At 53.8% G+C, this 16,631-nt stretch carries 16 protein-coding genes; 11 read left to right on the top strand and 5 right to left on the bottom strand.

Annotation, left to right across the window (positions count from 1 at the left end):
- The first annotated feature begins 179 nt into the window (after nucleotides 1-179).
- From cysB to acnA, 4 genes are all read left to right on the top strand, one after another.
- The gene (cysB, locus tag AC2CF9_RS02800) at nucleotides 180-1,154 is read left to right on the top strand and encodes an HTH-type transcriptional regulator CysB (protein WP_039384577.1); all 975 of its coding nucleotides are present in this window, start codon (nucleotides 180-182) and stop codon (nucleotides 1,152-1,154) included.
- A gap of 492 nt (nucleotides 1,155-1,646) precedes the next feature.
- Complete coding sequence (locus tag AC2CF9_RS02795) at nucleotides 1,647-1,805, top strand: YmiA family putative membrane protein (protein ID WP_071668859.1); 159 nt, start codon at nucleotides 1,647-1,649, stop codon at nucleotides 1,803-1,805.
- 3 nt (nucleotides 1,806-1,808) lie between these two features.
- Nucleotides 1,809-1,988, top strand: a complete 180-nt coding sequence (locus AC2CF9_RS02790) for a hypothetical protein (RefSeq protein ID WP_039384574.1) — start codon at nucleotides 1,809-1,811, stop codon at nucleotides 1,986-1,988.
- A gap of 422 nt (nucleotides 1,989-2,410) precedes the next feature.
- Nucleotides 2,411-5,092, top strand: a complete 2,682-nt coding sequence (gene acnA / locus AC2CF9_RS02785; protein ID WP_150016227.1) for an aconitate hydratase AcnA — start codon at nucleotides 2,411-2,413, stop codon at nucleotides 5,090-5,092.
- 31 nt (nucleotides 5,093-5,123) lie between these two features.
- On the opposite strand, the gene ribA is transcribed toward acnA, so the two are convergent.
- Complete coding sequence (gene ribA / locus AC2CF9_RS02780) at nucleotides 5,124-5,717, bottom strand: GTP cyclohydrolase II (protein ID WP_150016226.1); 594 nt, start codon at nucleotides 5,715-5,717, stop codon at nucleotides 5,124-5,126.
- Nucleotides 5,718-5,942: 225 nt separating this feature from the next.
- Between ribA and pgpB the strand changes: the two genes are divergently transcribed.
- The 5 genes from pgpB to yciH all read left to right on the top strand — a co-directional run bounded on the left by pgpB (nucleotide 5,943) and on the right by yciH (nucleotide 9,529).
- Entirely contained in the window at nucleotides 5,943-6,707 is a 765-nt protein-coding gene (gene pgpB, locus AC2CF9_RS02775) for a phosphatidylglycerophosphatase B (RefSeq protein WP_150016225.1), read from the top strand.
- Nucleotides 6,708-6,831: 124 nt separating this feature from the next.
- Nucleotides 6,832-7,137 (top strand): LapA family protein, encoded by a 306-nt coding sequence (locus AC2CF9_RS02770; RefSeq protein ID WP_039384565.1) that lies wholly within the window; start codon nucleotides 6,832-6,834, stop codon nucleotides 7,135-7,137.
- A gap of 6 nt (nucleotides 7,138-7,143) precedes the next feature.
- Nucleotides 7,144-8,313: a lipopolysaccharide assembly protein LapB gene (lapB, locus tag AC2CF9_RS02765; protein WP_484556212.1), complete on the top strand. Its 1,170-nt coding sequence runs from the start codon at nucleotides 7,144-7,146 to the stop codon at nucleotides 8,311-8,313.
- 185 nt (nucleotides 8,314-8,498) lie between these two features.
- A complete protein-coding gene (gene pyrF / locus AC2CF9_RS02760; protein WP_145339046.1) occupies nucleotides 8,499-9,206 on the top strand; it encodes an orotidine-5'-phosphate decarboxylase in 708 nt (235 codons plus the stop codon).
- Nucleotides 9,206-9,529 carry a stress response translation initiation inhibitor YciH gene (gene yciH / locus AC2CF9_RS02755; RefSeq protein WP_484556211.1) on the top strand — a complete coding sequence of 108 codons (324 nt, stop codon included), beginning with the start codon at nucleotides 9,206-9,208 and terminating at the stop codon, nucleotides 9,527-9,529. Before pyrF ends, yciH begins: the two co-directional genes overlap by 1 nt.
- A 62-nt stretch (nucleotides 9,530-9,591) precedes the next feature.
- Here yciH and osmB read toward each other — a convergent pair whose 3' ends face one another.
- Entirely contained in the window at nucleotides 9,592-9,810 is a 219-nt protein-coding gene (gene osmB, locus AC2CF9_RS02750; protein WP_039384556.1) for an osmotically-inducible lipoprotein OsmB, read from the bottom strand.
- A gap of 316 nt (nucleotides 9,811-10,126) precedes the next feature.
- Between osmB and araD the strand changes: the two genes are divergently transcribed.
- Together araD and AC2CF9_RS02740 are read left to right on the top strand one after the other, a co-directional pair.
- Complete coding sequence (gene araD / locus AC2CF9_RS02745; RefSeq protein WP_150016621.1) at nucleotides 10,127-10,822, top strand: L-ribulose-5-phosphate 4-epimerase; 696 nt, start codon at nucleotides 10,127-10,129, stop codon at nucleotides 10,820-10,822.
- 315 nt (nucleotides 10,823-11,137) lie between these two features.
- Nucleotides 11,138-12,004 (top strand): crotonase/enoyl-CoA hydratase family protein, encoded by an 867-nt coding sequence (locus tag AC2CF9_RS02740; RefSeq protein WP_039384553.1) that lies wholly within the window; start codon nucleotides 11,138-11,140, stop codon nucleotides 12,002-12,004.
- 15 nt (nucleotides 12,005-12,019) lie between these two features.
- Here AC2CF9_RS02740 and pdeR read toward each other — a convergent pair whose 3' ends face one another.
- The 3 genes from pdeR to AC2CF9_RS02725 form a co-directional block, all read right to left on the bottom strand.
- Nucleotides 12,020-14,002: a cyclic di-GMP phosphodiesterase gene (gene pdeR / locus AC2CF9_RS02735; protein WP_150016221.1), complete on the bottom strand. Its 1,983-nt coding sequence runs from the start codon at nucleotides 14,000-14,002 to the stop codon at nucleotides 12,020-12,022.
- 153 nt (nucleotides 14,003-14,155) lie between these two features.
- Nucleotides 14,156-14,452, bottom strand: a complete 297-nt coding sequence (locus tag AC2CF9_RS02730) for a YbdD/YjiX family protein (protein ID WP_039384547.1) — start codon at nucleotides 14,450-14,452, stop codon at nucleotides 14,156-14,158.
- Nucleotides 14,445-16,511, bottom strand: a complete 2,067-nt coding sequence (locus tag AC2CF9_RS02725; protein ID WP_484556210.1) for a carbon starvation CstA family protein — start codon at nucleotides 16,509-16,511, stop codon at nucleotides 14,445-14,447. Before AC2CF9_RS02725 ends, AC2CF9_RS02730 begins: the two co-directional genes overlap by 8 nt.
- Nucleotides 16,512-16,631 lie beyond the last annotated feature (120 nt).

The following is a 16,631-nucleotide window of genomic DNA, read 5'->3' as shown; positions in this document are numbered from 1 at the left end:
CGGGGCTGGCATCTGCCAGCCCCGTTTACTTTCCCCGCCTTATAACCTAACGTTCTTTATTCTGTTAAAAACTGATATAGTTGTTATAGTTTTTCTATTCTCAATTCGCTCTGTTCCTCACATCTGCATTATGGGCGGCTGCCGGCACGCACGTGAGTCGCTAACGGGAAGATATAACTATGAAACTGCAGCAGTTGCGCTATATCGTGGAAGTGGTCAATCACAATCTCAACGTCTCCTCGACCGCTGAAGGTCTCTATACTTCACAGCCTGGCATCAGCAAACAGGTACGCATGCTTGAAGATGAGCTGGGGGTGCAGATATTCGCCCGCAGCGGCAAACACCTGACGCAGGTTACGCCAGCTGGCGAAGAGATTATCCGCATAGCGCGTGAAGTATTATCAAAAGTTGATGCAATTAAATCTGTAGCGGGCGAACACACCTGGCCTGACAAGGGATCGCTTTATGTCGCCACCACGCATACGCAGGCGCGCTATGCGCTGCCGGGCGTAATCAAAGGGTTCATCGAGCGTTATCCCCGCGTTTCACTGCATATGCATCAGGGCTCCCCTACGCAGATTGCTGAAGCGGTATCCAAAGGCAACGCTGACTTCGCCATTGCTACTGAAGCCCTGCACCTCTACGACGATCTCATCATGCTGCCCTGTTACCACTGGAATCGTGCGATTGTGGTAACGCCCGATCATCCGCTGGCAGGCAAAGACAACGTGACTATAGAGGAGCTGGCCGATTTTCCGCTGGTAACCTACACCTTTGGCTTTACCGGTCGCTCCGAGCTTGATACCGCGTTTAATCGTGCAGGGCTGACCCCGCGTATCGTGTTTACCGCAACCGATGCAGATGTAATCAAAACTTATGTACGGCTTGGCTTAGGCGTAGGTGTGATTGCGAGTATGGCGGTTGACCCGGTAGCCGATCCGGATCTGGTTCGCATTGAAGCTTCAGAGATTTTCACCAATAGTACGACCAAAATAGGCTTCCGCCGCAGCACTTTCCTGCGCAGCTATATGTATGATTTTATTCAGCGTTTTGCACCGCATCTTACGCGCGATGTGGTAGACACCGCTGTTGCTCTGCGTTCTAACGACGACATCGAAGCGATGTTCCGCGATATCAAACTCCCTTTCAAATAATTCGCTAAATCATGAATTTGCCGGGGTGTCCAGTGGGCACCTTCAGGTTTCCCCTCTCTTAGCGCCATCAGTAGTTCAACAAAAGCTGACATTTTTCTGTAAATAAAACATGCATCACAGGTTTTTTCATTGTTATTAATTAATTGAGAAACAGTACACATTTTTCGGCTCACTTCTTTGCACACTGCCAGGATTATTCCCATACTCCAGTTAACACCTGATGAAGAAGGGCTTTATTACTGAGGTTTCTTATTTAACTCAAATTTAAACCGGTACTAATTGTCGTTTAACCCAAATTGCTTTCGTCATTTTTTTATAAGTTATGAGGTCTGTGTTTCAATAAGGCTAATCAGTTTTCGAAGCTTTGATTAATAGCGTTAATCGTTGTGCTCAATAAAAATAACTGGATTTTTGGACTTAAGAAGTTTAGGATTCATCCTAAATCTTAATCGTTGTTATCAATCGTTTTGTTGAGAGTGATTATCAAAAACTATGGCTACGAGAATAACTGTACAACCCGACTTCCGGGCTAAGAGCACCAAGGTTCAGCGTACCGGTAACACCCGTCGCAAAGCCTGGTTGGCTGTCTTCGCTGCTTCAGCGCTGTTCTGGGTAGTGGTGGCATTGATGATTTGGCGTTTATGGGGCTAAGCCATGTGGGCAAACTCACTCAGTCGTAAATATCCGGTCACTGCACGGCAGCCAAATACACCTGCGTGCAAAGCAAAAGAAGCTCCTGCTGCTGAGCAGTCTGTAGCGATTCCTGCTTCCTGGGATCTGAGTGACAAGCAGCGCAGCTTTATCGAATCTTTTATGGATCCAAAACTCAAATAATTGTTGTTGCACTTATTTTTAGCATCTGATGTTGCTTTGATTTTTTCCGGTTATTCCGGTGGGCCAGCAAAAAGCCCATGACCTTACACTGCAAAAAAGCGTCGACAGTAGATTACTGAAGATTATAGAAAATTTAGCCCGAGAACCGGGAAGGAGTGACGAATGAATACAACCACTTTTTCATGGCTTAGCGTTTATGCTTTCTCATTTGCCTTCTGGGCAGCGGCAGCCTGGGCTCTTATGTAACCGACGCTTCTTATCACCGAATTCATGGAAATGCCCCGACTCAGGTCGGGGCATTTTTGTTTGTGGCACCCTGTGCCTTTCAGTGTTGTTATCAAAACGTTAACGAAAATGTGGTCTATCTTTAAGCTAAACCTTGCACTCTCTGAGGTTTAGCCTAAGGAATTAAAGGAGGAGACATGTCGTTAACATTACGCGAGCAAAGTCAGGATACGCTGGCGGTCGGGACACATACCTATCATTATTACAGTCTGGCTAAAGCCGCACAGCATACCGGCAACATTGATCGCTTACCGAAATCGATGAAAGTGCTGCTGGAAAACCTGCTGCGCTGGCAGGATGGCGAGTCTGTTACCCTTGAAGATATTCAGGCGCTGGCAGACTGGCAGCAAACCGCGCACGCTGACCGGGAGATTGCATATCGTCCGGCGCGCGTGCTGATGCAGGATTTTACCGGCGTACCCGCTGTGGTTGATCTTGCCGCTATGCGCGAAGCAGTCGCACGTCTGGGCGGAGATGTGGCAAAAGTTAATCCTTTGTCTCCGGTGGATCTGGTTATTGACCACTCCGTAACCGTTGATCGCTTCGGTAACGATGACGCCTTTGGCGAAAACGTCAGGCTGGAGATGGAGCGCAACCACGAGCGCTATGTTTTCCTGCGTTGGGGACAGAAAGCGTTTAACCGGTTCCGCGTGGTGCCGCCGGGTACCGGCATCTGTCATCAGGTTAATCTGGAATATCTTGGTAAATCCGTCTGGCATGAAGAGCTGGAGGGTAAAAACGTTGCCTGGCCCGATACGCTGGTGGGTACAGACTCGCATACCACAATGATCAATGCGCTGGGCGTGCTGGGCTGGGGGGTTGGCGGCATCGAAGCGGAAGCAGCTATGCTGGGTCAGCCGGTTTCAATGCTTATTCCCGATGTGGTTGGCTTTAAGCTGACCGGCAAACTGCGTCCGGGCATTACCGCGACCGATCTGGTGCTGACCGTTACTCAGATGCTGCGTAAGCATGGCGTTGTCGGCAAATTTGTCGAATTCTACGGTGACGGACTGGCCGATCTGCCGCTGGCCGATCGCGCAACGATCGCTAATATGGCGCCCGAGTATGGTGCCACCTGCGGTTTCTTCCCGATAGATGAAGTTACTCTTAGCTATATGACGCTGACCGGGCGCGATGAGCAGCAGGTTAAATTGACGGAAGCGTATGCGAAGCAGCAGGGCCTGTGGCGAAATGCGGGCGACGAGCCGATTTTTACCAGCACGCTGGCGCTGGATATGGCTGATGTCGAATCGAGTATCGCAGGACCTAAGCGCCCGCAGGATCGGGTGGCGCTGGGTGATGTGCCCGCCGCATTTGCCGCCAGTAATGAGCTGGAAATCAACCACGCACAAAAGCCGCATAAAGCGGTCAGTTACCGCGACAGTGAAACCCGCCAGTCGCATCAGCTTGATGATGGTGCGGTGGTTATCGCCGCGATTACCTCCTGTACCAATACGTCAAACCCCAGCGTGCTGATGGCCGCCGGCCTGCTGGCTAAGAAAGCGGTTGAGCGCGGGCTGAAGCGCCAGCCGTGGGTAAAAGCTTCCCTGGCTCCCGGATCCAAAGTGGTATCAGACTATCTGGCTACAGCCCGTCTCACGCCTTATCTGGACAAACTCGGTTTCAACCTGGTGGGGTATGGCTGTACGACCTGTATTGGTAACTCAGGGCCGCTGCCGGATGAGATCGAAAGCGTTATAAAAGAGGGCGATCTGACCGTTGGCGCCGTGCTCTCCGGGAACCGTAATTTTGAAGGCCGTATTCATCCGCTGATCAAAACTAACTGGCTGGCTTCACCCCCGCTGGTAGTGGCCTATGCGCTGGCCGGTAATATGAACATCAATCTGCAGAGCGAGCCCATCGGTCAGGATCAGACCGGCAAAGATGTTTATCTCAAAGATATCTGGCCATCACCGGAAGAGATCGCCGCCTCGGTGCAGCTGGTTAACAGCAGCATGTTCCGCAAAGAGTATGCGGAAGTGTTTGACGGGACGCCGGACTGGCAGCAAATCTCCGTAAGCGAAGCAGCAACCTACGACTGGGATGAAGGGTCGACCTATATCCGCCTTTCGCCTTTCTTTGATGACATGGAGAAAACGCCAAAGCCGGTTGAGGATATTCGCGGCGCCCGTATTCTGGCGATGCTGGGTGACTCAGTCACCACTGACCACATTTCGCCTGCGGGAAGTATCAAGGCTGAGAGCCCGGCGGGACGCTATCTGCTGGCGAAAGGCATAGAGCGCAACGACTTTAACTCCTACGGGTCGCGCCGTGGTAACCATGAAGTGATGATGCGCGGTACCTTTGCCAATATTCGTATCCGCAATGAGATGGTGCCTGGTACGGAAGGCGGCTACACCCGGCATTTTCCGGGTAATGAGACGCTGGCTATTTATGATGCCGCAATGAAATATAAAGAAGAGGGCGTGCCGCTCGCCGTGGTGGCCGGGAAAGAGTATGGTTCAGGTTCCAGCCGCGACTGGGCTGCTAAAGGGCCGCGCCTGCAGGGAGTACGTGTCGTAATCGCTGAATCTTTTGAGCGTATCCATCGTTCCAACCTGATTGGTATGGGGATCCTGCCGCTGGAGTTCCCGGCGGGCGTTACCCGTAAGACGCTGCAGTTAACCGGTGAGGAGCGGATAGATATTGCTGACCTGGCGCAGCTGACGCCTGGCTGCACGGTCAATGTTACCCTGATCCGCGCAGACGGCAGTCAGGAGCAGGTGGCCGCACGCTGCCGTATCGATACGGCAACGGAACTGACTTACTACCGCAATGACGGCATACTGCACTATGTTATCCGCAATATGCTGAACTAAAAAAAGCCGGGCTTGCCCGGCTTCTTTTCTCTCAGGATTTCGGCAGCAGATGCCCCATCTTTTCCGCTTTGGTATCAAGATAGTGGGCATTTTTTGGATTGCGCCCGACGACCAGCGGCACACGCTCGACAATATTGATGCCCGCTTCGCTGAGGATCTCCACCTTGCGCGGATTATTTGTCAGCAGGCGCACTTCATCGATACCCAGTAATTTGAACATATCTGCGCACAGGGTGAAATCGCGCTCATCAGCGGCAAAGCCCAGCTGATGGTTCGCCTCTACGGTGTCATAGCCTTTATCCTGCAGCGCATAGGCGCGGATTTTGTTCAGTAAACCGATATTACGGCCTTCCTGACGATGATACAGCAGCACACCGCGACCCTCTTCGGCAATGGCTGTCAACGCCGCTTCCAGCTGAAAGCCGCAGTCGCAGCGCAGACTGAACAGCGCATCGCCGGTCAGACACTCAGAGTGGACACGCGCCAGCACCGGCGTATGATCGCTGATATCACCGTAAACCAGCGCCACATGATCGTGGCCGGTTGCCAGTTCTTCAAAACCTACCATCAGGAAATCTCCCCATGGCGTGGGCAGTTTAGCTTCTGCTACCCGTTTAAGCTGCATGTGATTCTCCAGAACCTTCAGAGGATGCGCTATCATCTTGATAACGCACGGGCCGACTGACCCGAAAACTGTGTCTATTGTGCCATATCCACAAGCAGCCCCGCTAATCAGTCAGAAAGATTGTAGTGATAAAGCACGATTATCCAAGCCGCTTTAGGTATGTTATTCTTTTTTCAGCTAAAGTTATTCAGCAAACGCATCATAACCCGCAGGATAAGCCAAAGTATGTTGAAAATAGTGCAGCGCACGACTCTGGGTGCCTTCTTATTAATCGCGATGCCACTCTGTGTCTGGCTGTCGGGCTGGCAATGGCAGCCGGGTGAAAGCGGGGGAGTGCTGCGCTTTTTGTTCTGGATGACGGAAACCGTGACCAGCCCGTGGGGGATTATCACCAGCAGCGTGCTGAGCGCCTGGATGCTGTGGTGTCTGCGCTTCCGCCTTAAGCCTGCTATCTTGCTGCTGATTATCATGAATGGCGCGATTCTGGCCGGGCAGTACACAAAGTCATGGATTAAAGAGCAGGTGCAGGAACCGCGACCCTATGTGGTCTGGCTGGAGCAGCAGCATGGCATCAGCAACGATGAATTTTATCAGCTGAAACGGCAGCAGCGGGGCGAGATGGTTAATGGGCTGCTGGCCAGCGATACGCAAATTCCCCGCTGGTTAAAGCAGCACTGGGCATTCGAAACAGGATTTGCTTTTCCTTCCGGCCATACTATGTTTGCTGCCAGCTGGGCGCTGCTGGCAATGGGCCTGCTCTGGCCGCGTCGCCGGGTGGTGACGCTGGTGGTGCTGTTCAGCTGGGCCATTATGGTTATGGGCAGCCGGCTGGTGCTCGGTATGCACTGGCCGCGCGACCTGGTTGTCGCAACGCTTATCTCCTGGCTGCTGGTGACCGTCGCGACCTGGCTGGCGCAGCGCTTTTGCGGCCCGCTTACGCTTCCGCCTGATGAACAGCGCGAAGTTAAAGCGCGTGACGACGGATTGTAATCAGCCGAACCGGCCCCATATAGCTGATTACGCTTGCGCAAAGCCAGCTAACTGATAACGTGAAAGCAGCACGGTACGCGCTTTTTTGGCATACTCTATTGGAAACTCTACGACAGGACGCATTGTGAAATATTTGCTGATTTTTCTGGTGGTACTGGTCATTTTCATCATTTCAGTGACGCTGGGTGCTCACAATGATCAGGTGGTGACATTCAATTATCTGCTGGCGCAGGGTGAATTTCGTATCTCCACGCTGCTTGCGGTGCTGTTTGGCGCTGGTTTTTTACTGGGCTGGGCAATCTGCGGACTATTCTGGTTACGCATCCGCGTTTCACTGGCACATGCTCAGCGTAAACTGAAGCGTATGCAGGCGCAAAACGAACACGCTTCGGCAGCCACCACCGTATCGACTACAGGTCGTCGGGATTAATGTTCAATGCATGAATTGCTGTTTCTGCTTCTCCCGGTCGCAGCGGCCTACGGCTGGTATATGGGACGACGCAGCGCGTACCAGAATAAGCAACAGGAAGCGAACCGCCTGTCACGGGAGTATGTGGCCGGGGTAAACTTTTTGCTTTCAAATCAGCAGGATAAAGCTGTCGATCTGTTTCTCGATATGCTGAAAGAAGACAGCGGTACGGTTGAGGCGCACCTGACGCTCGGTAATCTGTTTCGCTCACGCGGCGAGGTGGATCGCGCTATACGTATTCATCAGTCCCTGATGGAAAGCGCCTCGCTTACCTATGACCAGCGACTGCTGGCGATTCAGCAGCTTGGACGCGACTATATGGCGGCGGGCCTCTACGATCGCGCAGAAGATATGTTCAGCCAGCTAACGGATGAAACCGATTTTCGCATTGCCGCTCTGCAGCAGCTGTTGCTGATTCATCAGGCGACCAGCGACTGGCAGAAAGCGATCGACGTTGCTGAGAAGCTGGTAAAGCTGGGAAAAGAGAAGCAGAAAGGCGAAATTGCGCACTTCTATTGTGAGCTGGCGCTGCAGGCAATGAGCAGTGACGATCTCGATCGCGCAATGTCGCTGCTGAAAAAAGGTGAATCGGCCGATCATCAGAGCGCGCGCGTTTCCATTATGATGGGGCGCATTCTGATGGAGCAGGGGGAGTATGCGAAAGCAGCACAGCGCCTGCAGCGGGTGCTGGATCAGGATAAAGAGCTGGTCAGCGAAACGCTGCCGATGCTGGAAACCTGCTATCAGCGGCTGGCACAGCCAGAGGTATGGACCAGTTATCTGCAGCGCTGTACCGATGAGAATACCGGTGCCGCCGCTGAGCTCTATTTGTCAGATATTCTGGAGCAGCAGCAGGGACCGGAAGCGGCGCAGCTCTATATAAATCGCCAGCTGCAGCGTCATCCGACGATGCGTGTCTTCCACCGGCTGATGGACTTTCACCTCCATGAAGCGGAAGATGGCCGGGCAAAAGAGAGTCTGATGGTTCTGCGCGATATGGTCGGTGAACAGATTCGCACCAAACCGCGCTATCGTTGCCATAAATGTGGTTTTACCGCCTACGCACTTTACTGGCACTGCCCATCCTGCCGGGCATGGTCTTCAATAAAGCCGATCAGAGGTCTCGACGGGCAGTAGCGGTAATTTAAAAAAAACGCCTAAATAGTTACAACGTACTTTAGTAATAACAGTATTAACGCTCATCAGGCACCAGGATATGGCCCGACAGGCCACGTATCCCGGCCGTAAGATTGTTCTGCCGCAGCATGGCAGGTAGAATGCAGGCCGTTTGTTGCCCCTGTGCCTGCTTATGAGGAAACGTTATGTCTGTAACCCCTTCACCCATCCTGGTGGCGCTCGACTACAGTAATCTGGATGACGCACTGCGGTTTGTGGACCGTATTGATCCTGCTCAGTGTCGCCTCAAAGTAGGTAAAGAGATGTTCACGCTGTTTGGTCCGTCAGTGGTCCGGACATTGCAGGCACGCGGATTCGATCTCTTTCTCGATCTGAAATTTCACGATATCCCTAACACCACCGCACATGCCGTAGCCGCTGCCGCAGAACTGGGCGTCTGGATGGTGAACGTGCACGCCAGCGGGGGAGCACGTATGATGCAGGCTGCACGCGAGGCGCTGCTGCCTTTTGGAAAAGATGCACCGCTGCTGATTGCTGTGACCGTGCTGACCAGCATGGATGAAGAGGATTTGCGCGGACTGGGCATCACCCTGTCACCGGCGCAACAGGCAGAGCGGCTGGCGCGCCTCACGCAACAGTGTGGCCTGGATGGCGTCGTCTGCTCAGCGCATGAAGCGGTCGCATTTAAACAGGCGTTCGGCAGCGAGTTTGCGCTGGTCACGCCCGGTATCCGACCGGCAGGCAGCGACGCGGGCGATCAGCGCCGTATTATGACGCCCCTGCAGGCGAAGCAGGCCGGGGTTGATTATATGGTTATCGGACGCCCGGTTACGCAGTCAGCCGATCCCGCTGCCACGCTGCAGCAGATTATTACATCGTTACAGGAGGCGTAATGGCGCAGGACAATCCACTGGTTTACTCCACCGACAGCGGACGTATTGTGCCGGCAGAGGAGAAGCCACAGCGACCGCGCGGCGACGGTATTGTACGCATTCAGCGTCAGACCAGCGGACGCAAAGGCAAGGGCGTCTGTCTGATTACCGGTATCGATCTGGACGACAGCGCGCTGGCTACTCTGGCCGCAGAACTTAAAAAAAAATGCGGCTGCGGTGGTTCGGTAAAAGAGGGGGTGATTGAGATTCAGGGGGATAAACGTGACCTGCTCAAAACGCTGCTCGAAGCCAAAGGCATGAAGGTTAAGCTGGCGGGCGGTTAATGAAAGCGGGCCACGCAGCGTGGCCCGGACAAAAGAGTGTCTGCTGTGTAGCCTGCAAAAAATTAACGGTCGATTTGATGGCCGATAATACCGCCCACCGCCGCGCCGCCCACGGTGCCCAGGCCACTGCCGTTGGTCAGGACTGAACCACCAATAGCACCGGCACCGGCACCAATTGCCGTGTTGCGATCGCGTTTAGACCAGTTTGAACAGCCGCTCAGCGCAACAACTAATGTTGCTGCCAGCACGGCAACGGATACACGTTTCACTGTTGTAGTCATAGATATCTCCTTGATGATTGGCTCAGAGGCAACAGCAATAAGTATAGATGCACGACGGCAAAGTTCTTTATTCCCGCATGGAAAAATTGGGCCAGGCCGCAGGGTTTATGCTGTCTGCCAGAGTAAATATCCTGAAACCGAATGGTCCTGTTTAATAGTAAACACTGCAGAGCGGTCGTCAGACAGACAACGCTGAATCTGCGCCGCATTTATGACAAGACAGCGACTTTCCACTGAGCATTCAGCCATTCTTTCCATAACATCCAATCCCCTCCCTGCGCACAATCTCTCTATCACAGACTGGTGGAGAACAATGATGCTGGAAGCGCTAAAGCAGCAGGTACTGGAAGCGAATCTCGATTTACCACGCTATAACCTGGTCACGTTCACCTGGGGCAACGTCAGCGCCATTGACAGAGAGCAGGGCGTGCTGGTGATTAAACCTTCAGGGGTGCGATATGAAAAGATGCAGCGGGATGACATGGTGGTAGTAGATCTGCAGAGTGGTGCGGTGATAGAAGGCGCGCTGCGCCCCTCATCTGATACGGCCACGCATCGTGCGCTCTATCAGGCCTGGCCCGATATTGGCGGTATTGTTCATACGCACTCGCGGCATGCAACCATCTGGGCACAGGCAGGACGCGATATACCCGCCTGGGGCACGACCCACGCGGATGATTTCTACGGCACGATTCCCTGCACCCGCGCCATGCTGCGTATGGAGATCGAGCAGGAGTATGAGTGGAATACCGGACAGGTCATCATTGAAACTTTTGCCCATCGTAATATTCAGCCTGCCGCCATTCCCGCAGCGCTGGTTAACTCTCACGGGCCCTTTGCGTGGGGCAGCGATGCGGCAGCGGCAGTACACAGTGCGGTGGTCCTGGAGGAGGTCGCTTATATGGCGCTGCATACCGAACAGCTGCGAGCTGAACTCCCGCCCATTTCGCAAAATCTGCTGGATCTGCACTACCTGCGTAAGCACGGTAAAAATGCGTGGTATGGGCAATAAGGCTCTTCTTTCTGCCTCAGGCGCCTGCGGGCGCTTTTTTATTATCGCCGCATCAGTAAATTCCTGGCTAATGATGCGTAATTCACTCACGTACAGTGCGCTAAATCGTCTTTAATCACAACGCGTTAGGCGATCTCATGTACTCTGGCTTTCGCTCAGCTATATCATGAAATGGTGCTAATGATTTTTCACCTCCCTGTTCAGGGATACTTCTGGATTTTGCTTTATAAATCAATCTCTCATTTGGTCTGGCCTCACTCTGCATTACGCTGATGTGGCGTTAAACGCATCACATAAATATTAGAGGATGAGACTATGACCGTTATTAACCAACCAACCTGCCGCCTGTTTACCGAAGCGGGACAGACTACCCAACTTGTTGCTTACTACGAGGAAGGGCGTCGCACCATGTGGATGATGTTGCGGGCTCAGCCACGCCCAAGCTTCAACCATGAATTAATCGAGGAGATCATGAACCTGAGCTACACGGCTCAGCGCTCCGGACTGCCGATCGATTTCTGGGTAACCGGCTCTTTAGTTCCACAGATGTTCAACGCCGGTGGCGATCTGCGCTTTTTTGTTGAGTGCATTCGCAACAACCGTCGCGAAGCGCTGCGTGCCTATGCCCGGGCCTGCGTCGACTGCATTCACTCGGCGGCACGCGGGTTTGATACCGGCGCGGTAACGCTGGCGATGATTGAAGGCAGTGCTCTGGGCGGAGGCTTTGAGGCCGCGCTGGCGCACCATTTCATTCTGGCACAGAACAGCGCGCGTCTGGGTTTCCCGGAGATTGCGTTCAATCTGTTCCCGGGAATGGGCGGCTATTCGCTGGTCGCGCGTCGTTCCGGTATGAAGCTGGCAGAAGAGCTGATCTGTGAAGGGGAGTCGCACAGTGCGGAGTGGTATGAGACGCGCGGCCTGGTCGATAAAGTGTTCCAGCCGGGTGAAGCGTACCGCGCGACGCGCACCTTTATCGATACCTTACGGCCTAAGCTGAATGGCGTGCGTGCCATGCTGAAAGCGCGCCAGCGCGTACTGCAGCTGTCACGTGCTGAACTGATGGATATTACGGAGGACTGGGTAGATTATGCCTTTACGCTTGAACCCAAGGATATCGCCTATATGGAGCGCCTGGTGCAGTTGCAAAATCGCCACAGTGCTTCATTACGTAAAGCCGGATAACACTTCCGCGCAGCGTTAAGCACGGGCAGGATGCTTCAGCCAATGCCCGAGCTGTTCTGCGGGCATTGGTTTGGCGTAAAAATAGCCCTGGCGCCCATCCACACCGTTAGTGAGAACAAATTTCTCTTCCGCTTTGGTTTCAATACCCTCTGCAATCACCTGCAGCTCAAGGGCTTTGGCAACCGCTACAATCGCGCGCACTAAAGATTGCGAAACCGGTTGTTTGTTGATATCCCGGACAAAACTCTGATCCAGCTTGATGGCATCAATGGGTACCCGTGCCAGCTGAGAAAGGGAAGAGTAGCCGGTGCCAAAGTCATCAAGATGTACCTGCGCCCCAAGCTCCTGAAACTGTTTCATGAGCTTAAGCGCACCCGCTTCATTCTCAATCAGGCAGCTTTCGGTTAATTCAATATCAATCGGAGATTCGGTCAGCCCCGCTTCGCTCAGCGCATTTTTCAGATCGCTGTAGATGCTCTGATCGATAAGCTGTTTCGCGGAGACGTTGACGGCGACGCGCAGAAAAATGCCTTCACTGCGCCATTTTATAATCTGCTGCAGCACATTAAGCATGACCCAGCGGCCCAGCGGGACAATCAGACCCGACTCTTCGGCATAGGGGATAAAGTCGCCGGGCGAAACCATGCCGCGTTCCGGGGAGTTCCAGCGTACCAGCGCTTCGGCGCTGCGCACCTCGCCGTCGCGATCGACTTTAGGCTGGTAATAGACCACCAGATGATCCTGCTCCAGCGCTTTACGCAGGTTGGTATCGAGCCAGAGGTATTCAAAGACCCGTTTGTTCATTTCGCTGGTAAAGATGCAGAACTTACCGCGGCCGTTTTCTTTGGCATGGTACATGGCCGTATCCGCATTGCGGATCAGGCTTTCGCGATCTTCGCCATGCAGGGGAGCCAGTGAGATCCCGATAGAGCAGCCGCTGTAAACCTCAATAAGCCCGATGCGAAAGGGCTGCCGCAGCCGCTCAAGGATGCGCGACGACATCGCCTCCAGCGCAGCCTGACTGGTATGCTCAGCCAGCACCACAAATTCATCACCGCCAAGACGCGCCAGCGTCTGATCTTTGCCCAGGCAGCTGAGGATAGCCAGCGATACCGCCTGCAGCAGCTGATCGCCGAACATATGACCGTAAGCGTCATTTACCTTTTTAAAATTGTCGAGATCGAGGTAGACCACGCCGGTCTGAGAGCCGTTCGCCAGCTCCAGTGCCAGGCTAATTTGCTGATGAATAGCGTTACGATTAGGCAAACCCGTGACCGTATCGGTATTTGCCAGTACCCGAAGCCGCTCCTGTGCCCGTCGCTCTTCGGTGATATCCGTACCGGAACAGATGAGGAAAATTTCATTTTTCCCGCTGCCGCTGTGAACAAACTTATTACGGAACAGAAACAGTCGCTGACCCTTTTTGGTTTTGACCCAGCGCTCAACTTCATACGAATTTCCGTCGCGGAAAAAACCGGTGATGTTACGGCGTGAAGCCTGCGCCTCCTGCCGGGTCATAAATAGCTGAAAGACGTTACGACCGATAACTTCCTGCTCTTTCAGGCCGGTATACTCTTCACTTAAACGATTAAAGCGCTGAATGTTACCGCGCTGGTCGAGAATAACGATAACCGAGTTAGCTTCAGATACCACCTGTTCGGCGAAAGAGAGTCCCTGGGTCAGATCGCGGGCAACCGATGAGGTATCACCCCATGCGGAGGCGGTGCCGGCCCAGGTAGACTGGTTCACTTTACGTCCGACAAAATGCATTGGCACCGGGGTTCCGTGCAGCGGCAGAGTAAGATTAATGCTGGAGGTGATCACCGTCATCGCCCGTAACAGACTGGCCTGTGCCGGCGTAAGCGAAACGGCCAGGTTAGTATTGGCATTTTCATCTTCGGCAAAATGCAGTGCGTCACTGTCAGAGGTTAACCGCCAATGGGGGCTGGTGGTGCCAAACAAGGCATACAGCAAGGTTTGCCCCTGTTCATCGGTCATTTAAACTTCCTCCGGCCATGTCTCTGGGACTCTATCTCATTATTTTAGCAACAGTATTCAACCTCCTGCGTAAGCACAAGATGCAAACCGAATATATTTTTGTTTTTATTAAAGAATGGCACGAAAAAGCCCCGAAAACGGGGCTTATCATTATCAGCAGGGACATCTGCCGGGGTTTCCGGCCTGGCTCGGAAAGCGGGCATTGAGACAGTGCCGGTGAAAAGTGCGCTCATCCATAGGCGGCGTTTCAGGATGATGGAGGCGCATATGCTTCAGATAAGTTTGATAATCGTGCACGCCAACCATTAAACGAAAGCTCTGCTGCAACCCGCGCCAGATTTGCTGCCAGCGGGAGAGCGGCGGGGTATCAGCGGCACTCACTATCAGTAAGCAGCGCTTTATCTGCCAGCCTGCGCCGGGAGGCGTCCAGCGATAGATGGACTCAGACATGGCGTACCTCCTTACGCAGTGAAACCTCTGCTTCGCGCACGGTCGGTGCGGTGCTGCGGAGCGCACGACGAATAACAAAGAAGGCGGCAACCAGCATAGTGACTGCAACCAACATAAAGAAGCCGCACAGCGCCGCGTTGATCTGATTGCTGAAGATAATGGTCTGCATATCCGCCACGCTTTTGGCCGGGGCGATCACGATGCCATTGTCGATGCCCTGCTGAAATTTGCGCGCCTGAGCCAGAAAGCCGATGGCGGGTTTTTCATGGAAAATCTTCTGCCAGCCCGCGGTCATCGAGGTAATAAACAACCATGCGGTAGGGAGAATAGTGACCCACGCGTAACGCTGTTTTTTCATCTTAAACAGCACCACTGTGCCGAGGATCAGCGCCATCGACGCGAGCATCTGGTTACCAATGCCGAACAGCGGCCACAGCGTATTGATCCCGCCCAGCGGATCGACCACTCCCTGGTAGACAAAAAAGCCCCAGCCCGCGACGGCAACGGTGGTGCCGGCCATATTCCCCAGCCAGGAGCGGTTGCTGCCCATTGCCGGAACCACGGTACCCACTAAGTCCTGCACCATAAAACGGCAGGCGCGGGTGCCGGCATCCACGGCGGTCAGGATAAATAAGGCCTCAAACAGAATGGCAAAGTGATACCAGAACGCCATCATCGCGCGACTGTTGAATACCTCGGTGATGATGTGTGCCATACCCACGGCGAAGGTAGGTGCACCACCGGCGCGTGAGAGTACCGTACTTTCACCGACATCACGTGCAATGCCACTCAGCATCTCCGGCGTGACAACAAAGCCCCAGCCATTAATCACCTGCGACGCGTTCTCGACGGTGGTTCCAATCAGCGCAGCCGGGGAGTTCATCGCGAAGTAGACGCCCGGATCCAGTACCGAGGCGCAGATCAGCGCCATAATAGCCACGAACGACTCCATCAGCATGGCGCCGTAACCGATAAACCGGATATGGCTTTCGCGCTCTACCAGTTTAGGCGTGGTGCCGCTGGAGACCAGCGCGTGAAACCCGGAGATAGCCCCGCAGGCAATCGTGATAAACAAAAACGGGAAGAGCGCACCGGAGAAGACCGGGCCGGTGCCATCAATGAATTTTGTGACCGCCGGCATTTTCAGCTCTGGCATAGCAAACAGAATACCTATCGCCAGCCCGACAATAACGCCAATCTTCAGGAAGGTGGAGAGGTAGTCGCGCGGTGCCAGCAGCAGCCAGACCGGCAGCGAAGAGGCGACGAAACCGTAGATCACCAGCACCCACGTCAGCTCTGTGCCTTTAAGGGTAAAGAAGGGACCCCAGTAAGGATCGGCGGCCACATCGCCTCCATAGATAATTGCTGCCATCATCAGTACAAAACCGATAAGGGAAACCTCAGCAATTTTTCCCGGGCGCAGAAAGCGCATATAGACGCCCATAAACAGCGCGATAGGAATAGTGGCTGCGATGGTGAAGAGTCCCCACGGGCTGTTAGCGAGTGCTTTAACCACCACCAGCGCCAGCGCAGAGAGAATAATGATCATCACGCCGAGCGCACCGAGCATCGTCACCACGCCGGCAAAAGAGCCCAGCTCCTGGCGCGCCATTTCACCCAGCGAGCGCCCGTCACGGCGGGTAGAGATAAACAGGATCAGGAAGTCCTGCACCGCGCCGGCGAGCATCACACCCACCAGGATCCAGATAGTGCCCGGCAGAAAGCCCATCTGTGCGGCCAGAATTGGTCCGACCAGCGGTCCTGCACCGGCGATGGCGGCAAAGTGGTGACCAAACAGCACCCATTTGTTGGTCGGAACATAATCCAGACCATCGCTGAGGCGCTCTGCCGGCGTACGGCGGCGGTCGTCAAGTTCGAAGATGCGGCAGGCGATAAACAGGCTATAGAAACGGTAGGCGATGCTGTAGCAGGCGACCGATGCAATAACCAGCCAGACCGCATTGACATGTTCGCCGCGACTGAGCGCAAGCATGGCAAATGCGCCAGCACCGATTAACGCCACTGCTAACCAGACGATGCCGGTTTTGACGTTGTTCATGAGTTAACTCCTTGTAGAGGCCGGAAAAACAGGCAAGCGAAATACAACGAGTTAAAAGTAAGGTAAAAAAATGTTAACGAAAGGTAGTAAAAGCAGAAGTGTGAAGCGCGATACAAATTT

It is taken from the genome of Pantoea sp. SYBGC1, assembly GCF_057197005.1.
The sequence above is the reverse complement of the archived record's forward strand: the minus strand, read 5'-3'. Positions and strand labels throughout refer to the sequence as shown.

What these genes read in the sequence shown, in the direction of transcription:
- cysB (WP_039384577.1), top strand. Translation starts at nt 180, where the DNA reads ATGAAACTGCAGCAGTTGCGCTATATCGTGGAAGTGGTCAATCACAAT.
- AC2CF9_RS02795 (WP_071668859.1), top strand. Translation starts at nt 1,647, where the DNA reads ATGGCTACGAGAATAACTGTACAACCCGACTTCCGGGCTAAGAGCACC.
- AC2CF9_RS02790 (WP_039384574.1), top strand. Translation starts at nt 1,809, where the DNA reads ATGTGGGCAAACTCACTCAGTCGTAAATATCCGGTCACTGCACGGCAG.
- acnA (WP_150016227.1), top strand. Translation starts at nt 2,411, where the DNA reads ATGTCGTTAACATTACGCGAGCAAAGTCAGGATACGCTGGCGGTCGGG.
- ribA (WP_150016226.1), bottom strand. Translation starts at nt 5,717, where the DNA reads ATGCAGCTTAAACGGGTAGCAGAAGCTAAACTGCCCACGCCATGGGGA.
- pgpB (WP_150016225.1), top strand. Translation starts at nt 5,943, where the DNA reads ATGTTGAAAATAGTGCAGCGCACGACTCTGGGTGCCTTCTTATTAATC.
- lapB (WP_484556212.1), top strand. Translation starts at nt 7,144, where the DNA reads ATGCATGAATTGCTGTTTCTGCTTCTCCCGGTCGCAGCGGCCTACGGC.
- pyrF (WP_145339046.1), top strand. Translation starts at nt 8,499, where the DNA reads ATGTCTGTAACCCCTTCACCCATCCTGGTGGCGCTCGACTACAGTAAT.
- yciH (WP_484556211.1), top strand. Translation starts at nt 9,206, where the DNA reads ATGGCGCAGGACAATCCACTGGTTTACTCCACCGACAGCGGACGTATT.
- osmB (WP_039384556.1), bottom strand. Translation starts at nt 9,810, where the DNA reads ATGACTACAACAGTGAAACGTGTATCCGTTGCCGTGCTGGCAGCAACA.
- araD (WP_150016621.1), top strand. Translation starts at nt 10,127, where the DNA reads ATGCTGGAAGCGCTAAAGCAGCAGGTACTGGAAGCGAATCTCGATTTA.
- AC2CF9_RS02740 (WP_039384553.1), top strand. Translation starts at nt 11,138, where the DNA reads ATGACCGTTATTAACCAACCAACCTGCCGCCTGTTTACCGAAGCGGGA.
- pdeR (WP_150016221.1), bottom strand. Translation starts at nt 14,002, where the DNA reads ATGACCGATGAACAGGGGCAAACCTTGCTGTATGCCTTGTTTGGCACC.
- AC2CF9_RS02730 (WP_039384547.1), bottom strand. Translation starts at nt 14,452, where the DNA reads ATGTCTGAGTCCATCTATCGCTGGACGCCTCCCGGCGCAGGCTGGCAG.
- AC2CF9_RS02725 (WP_484556210.1), bottom strand. Translation starts at nt 16,511, where the DNA reads ATGAACAACGTCAAAACCGGCATCGTCTGGTTAGCAGTGGCGTTAATC.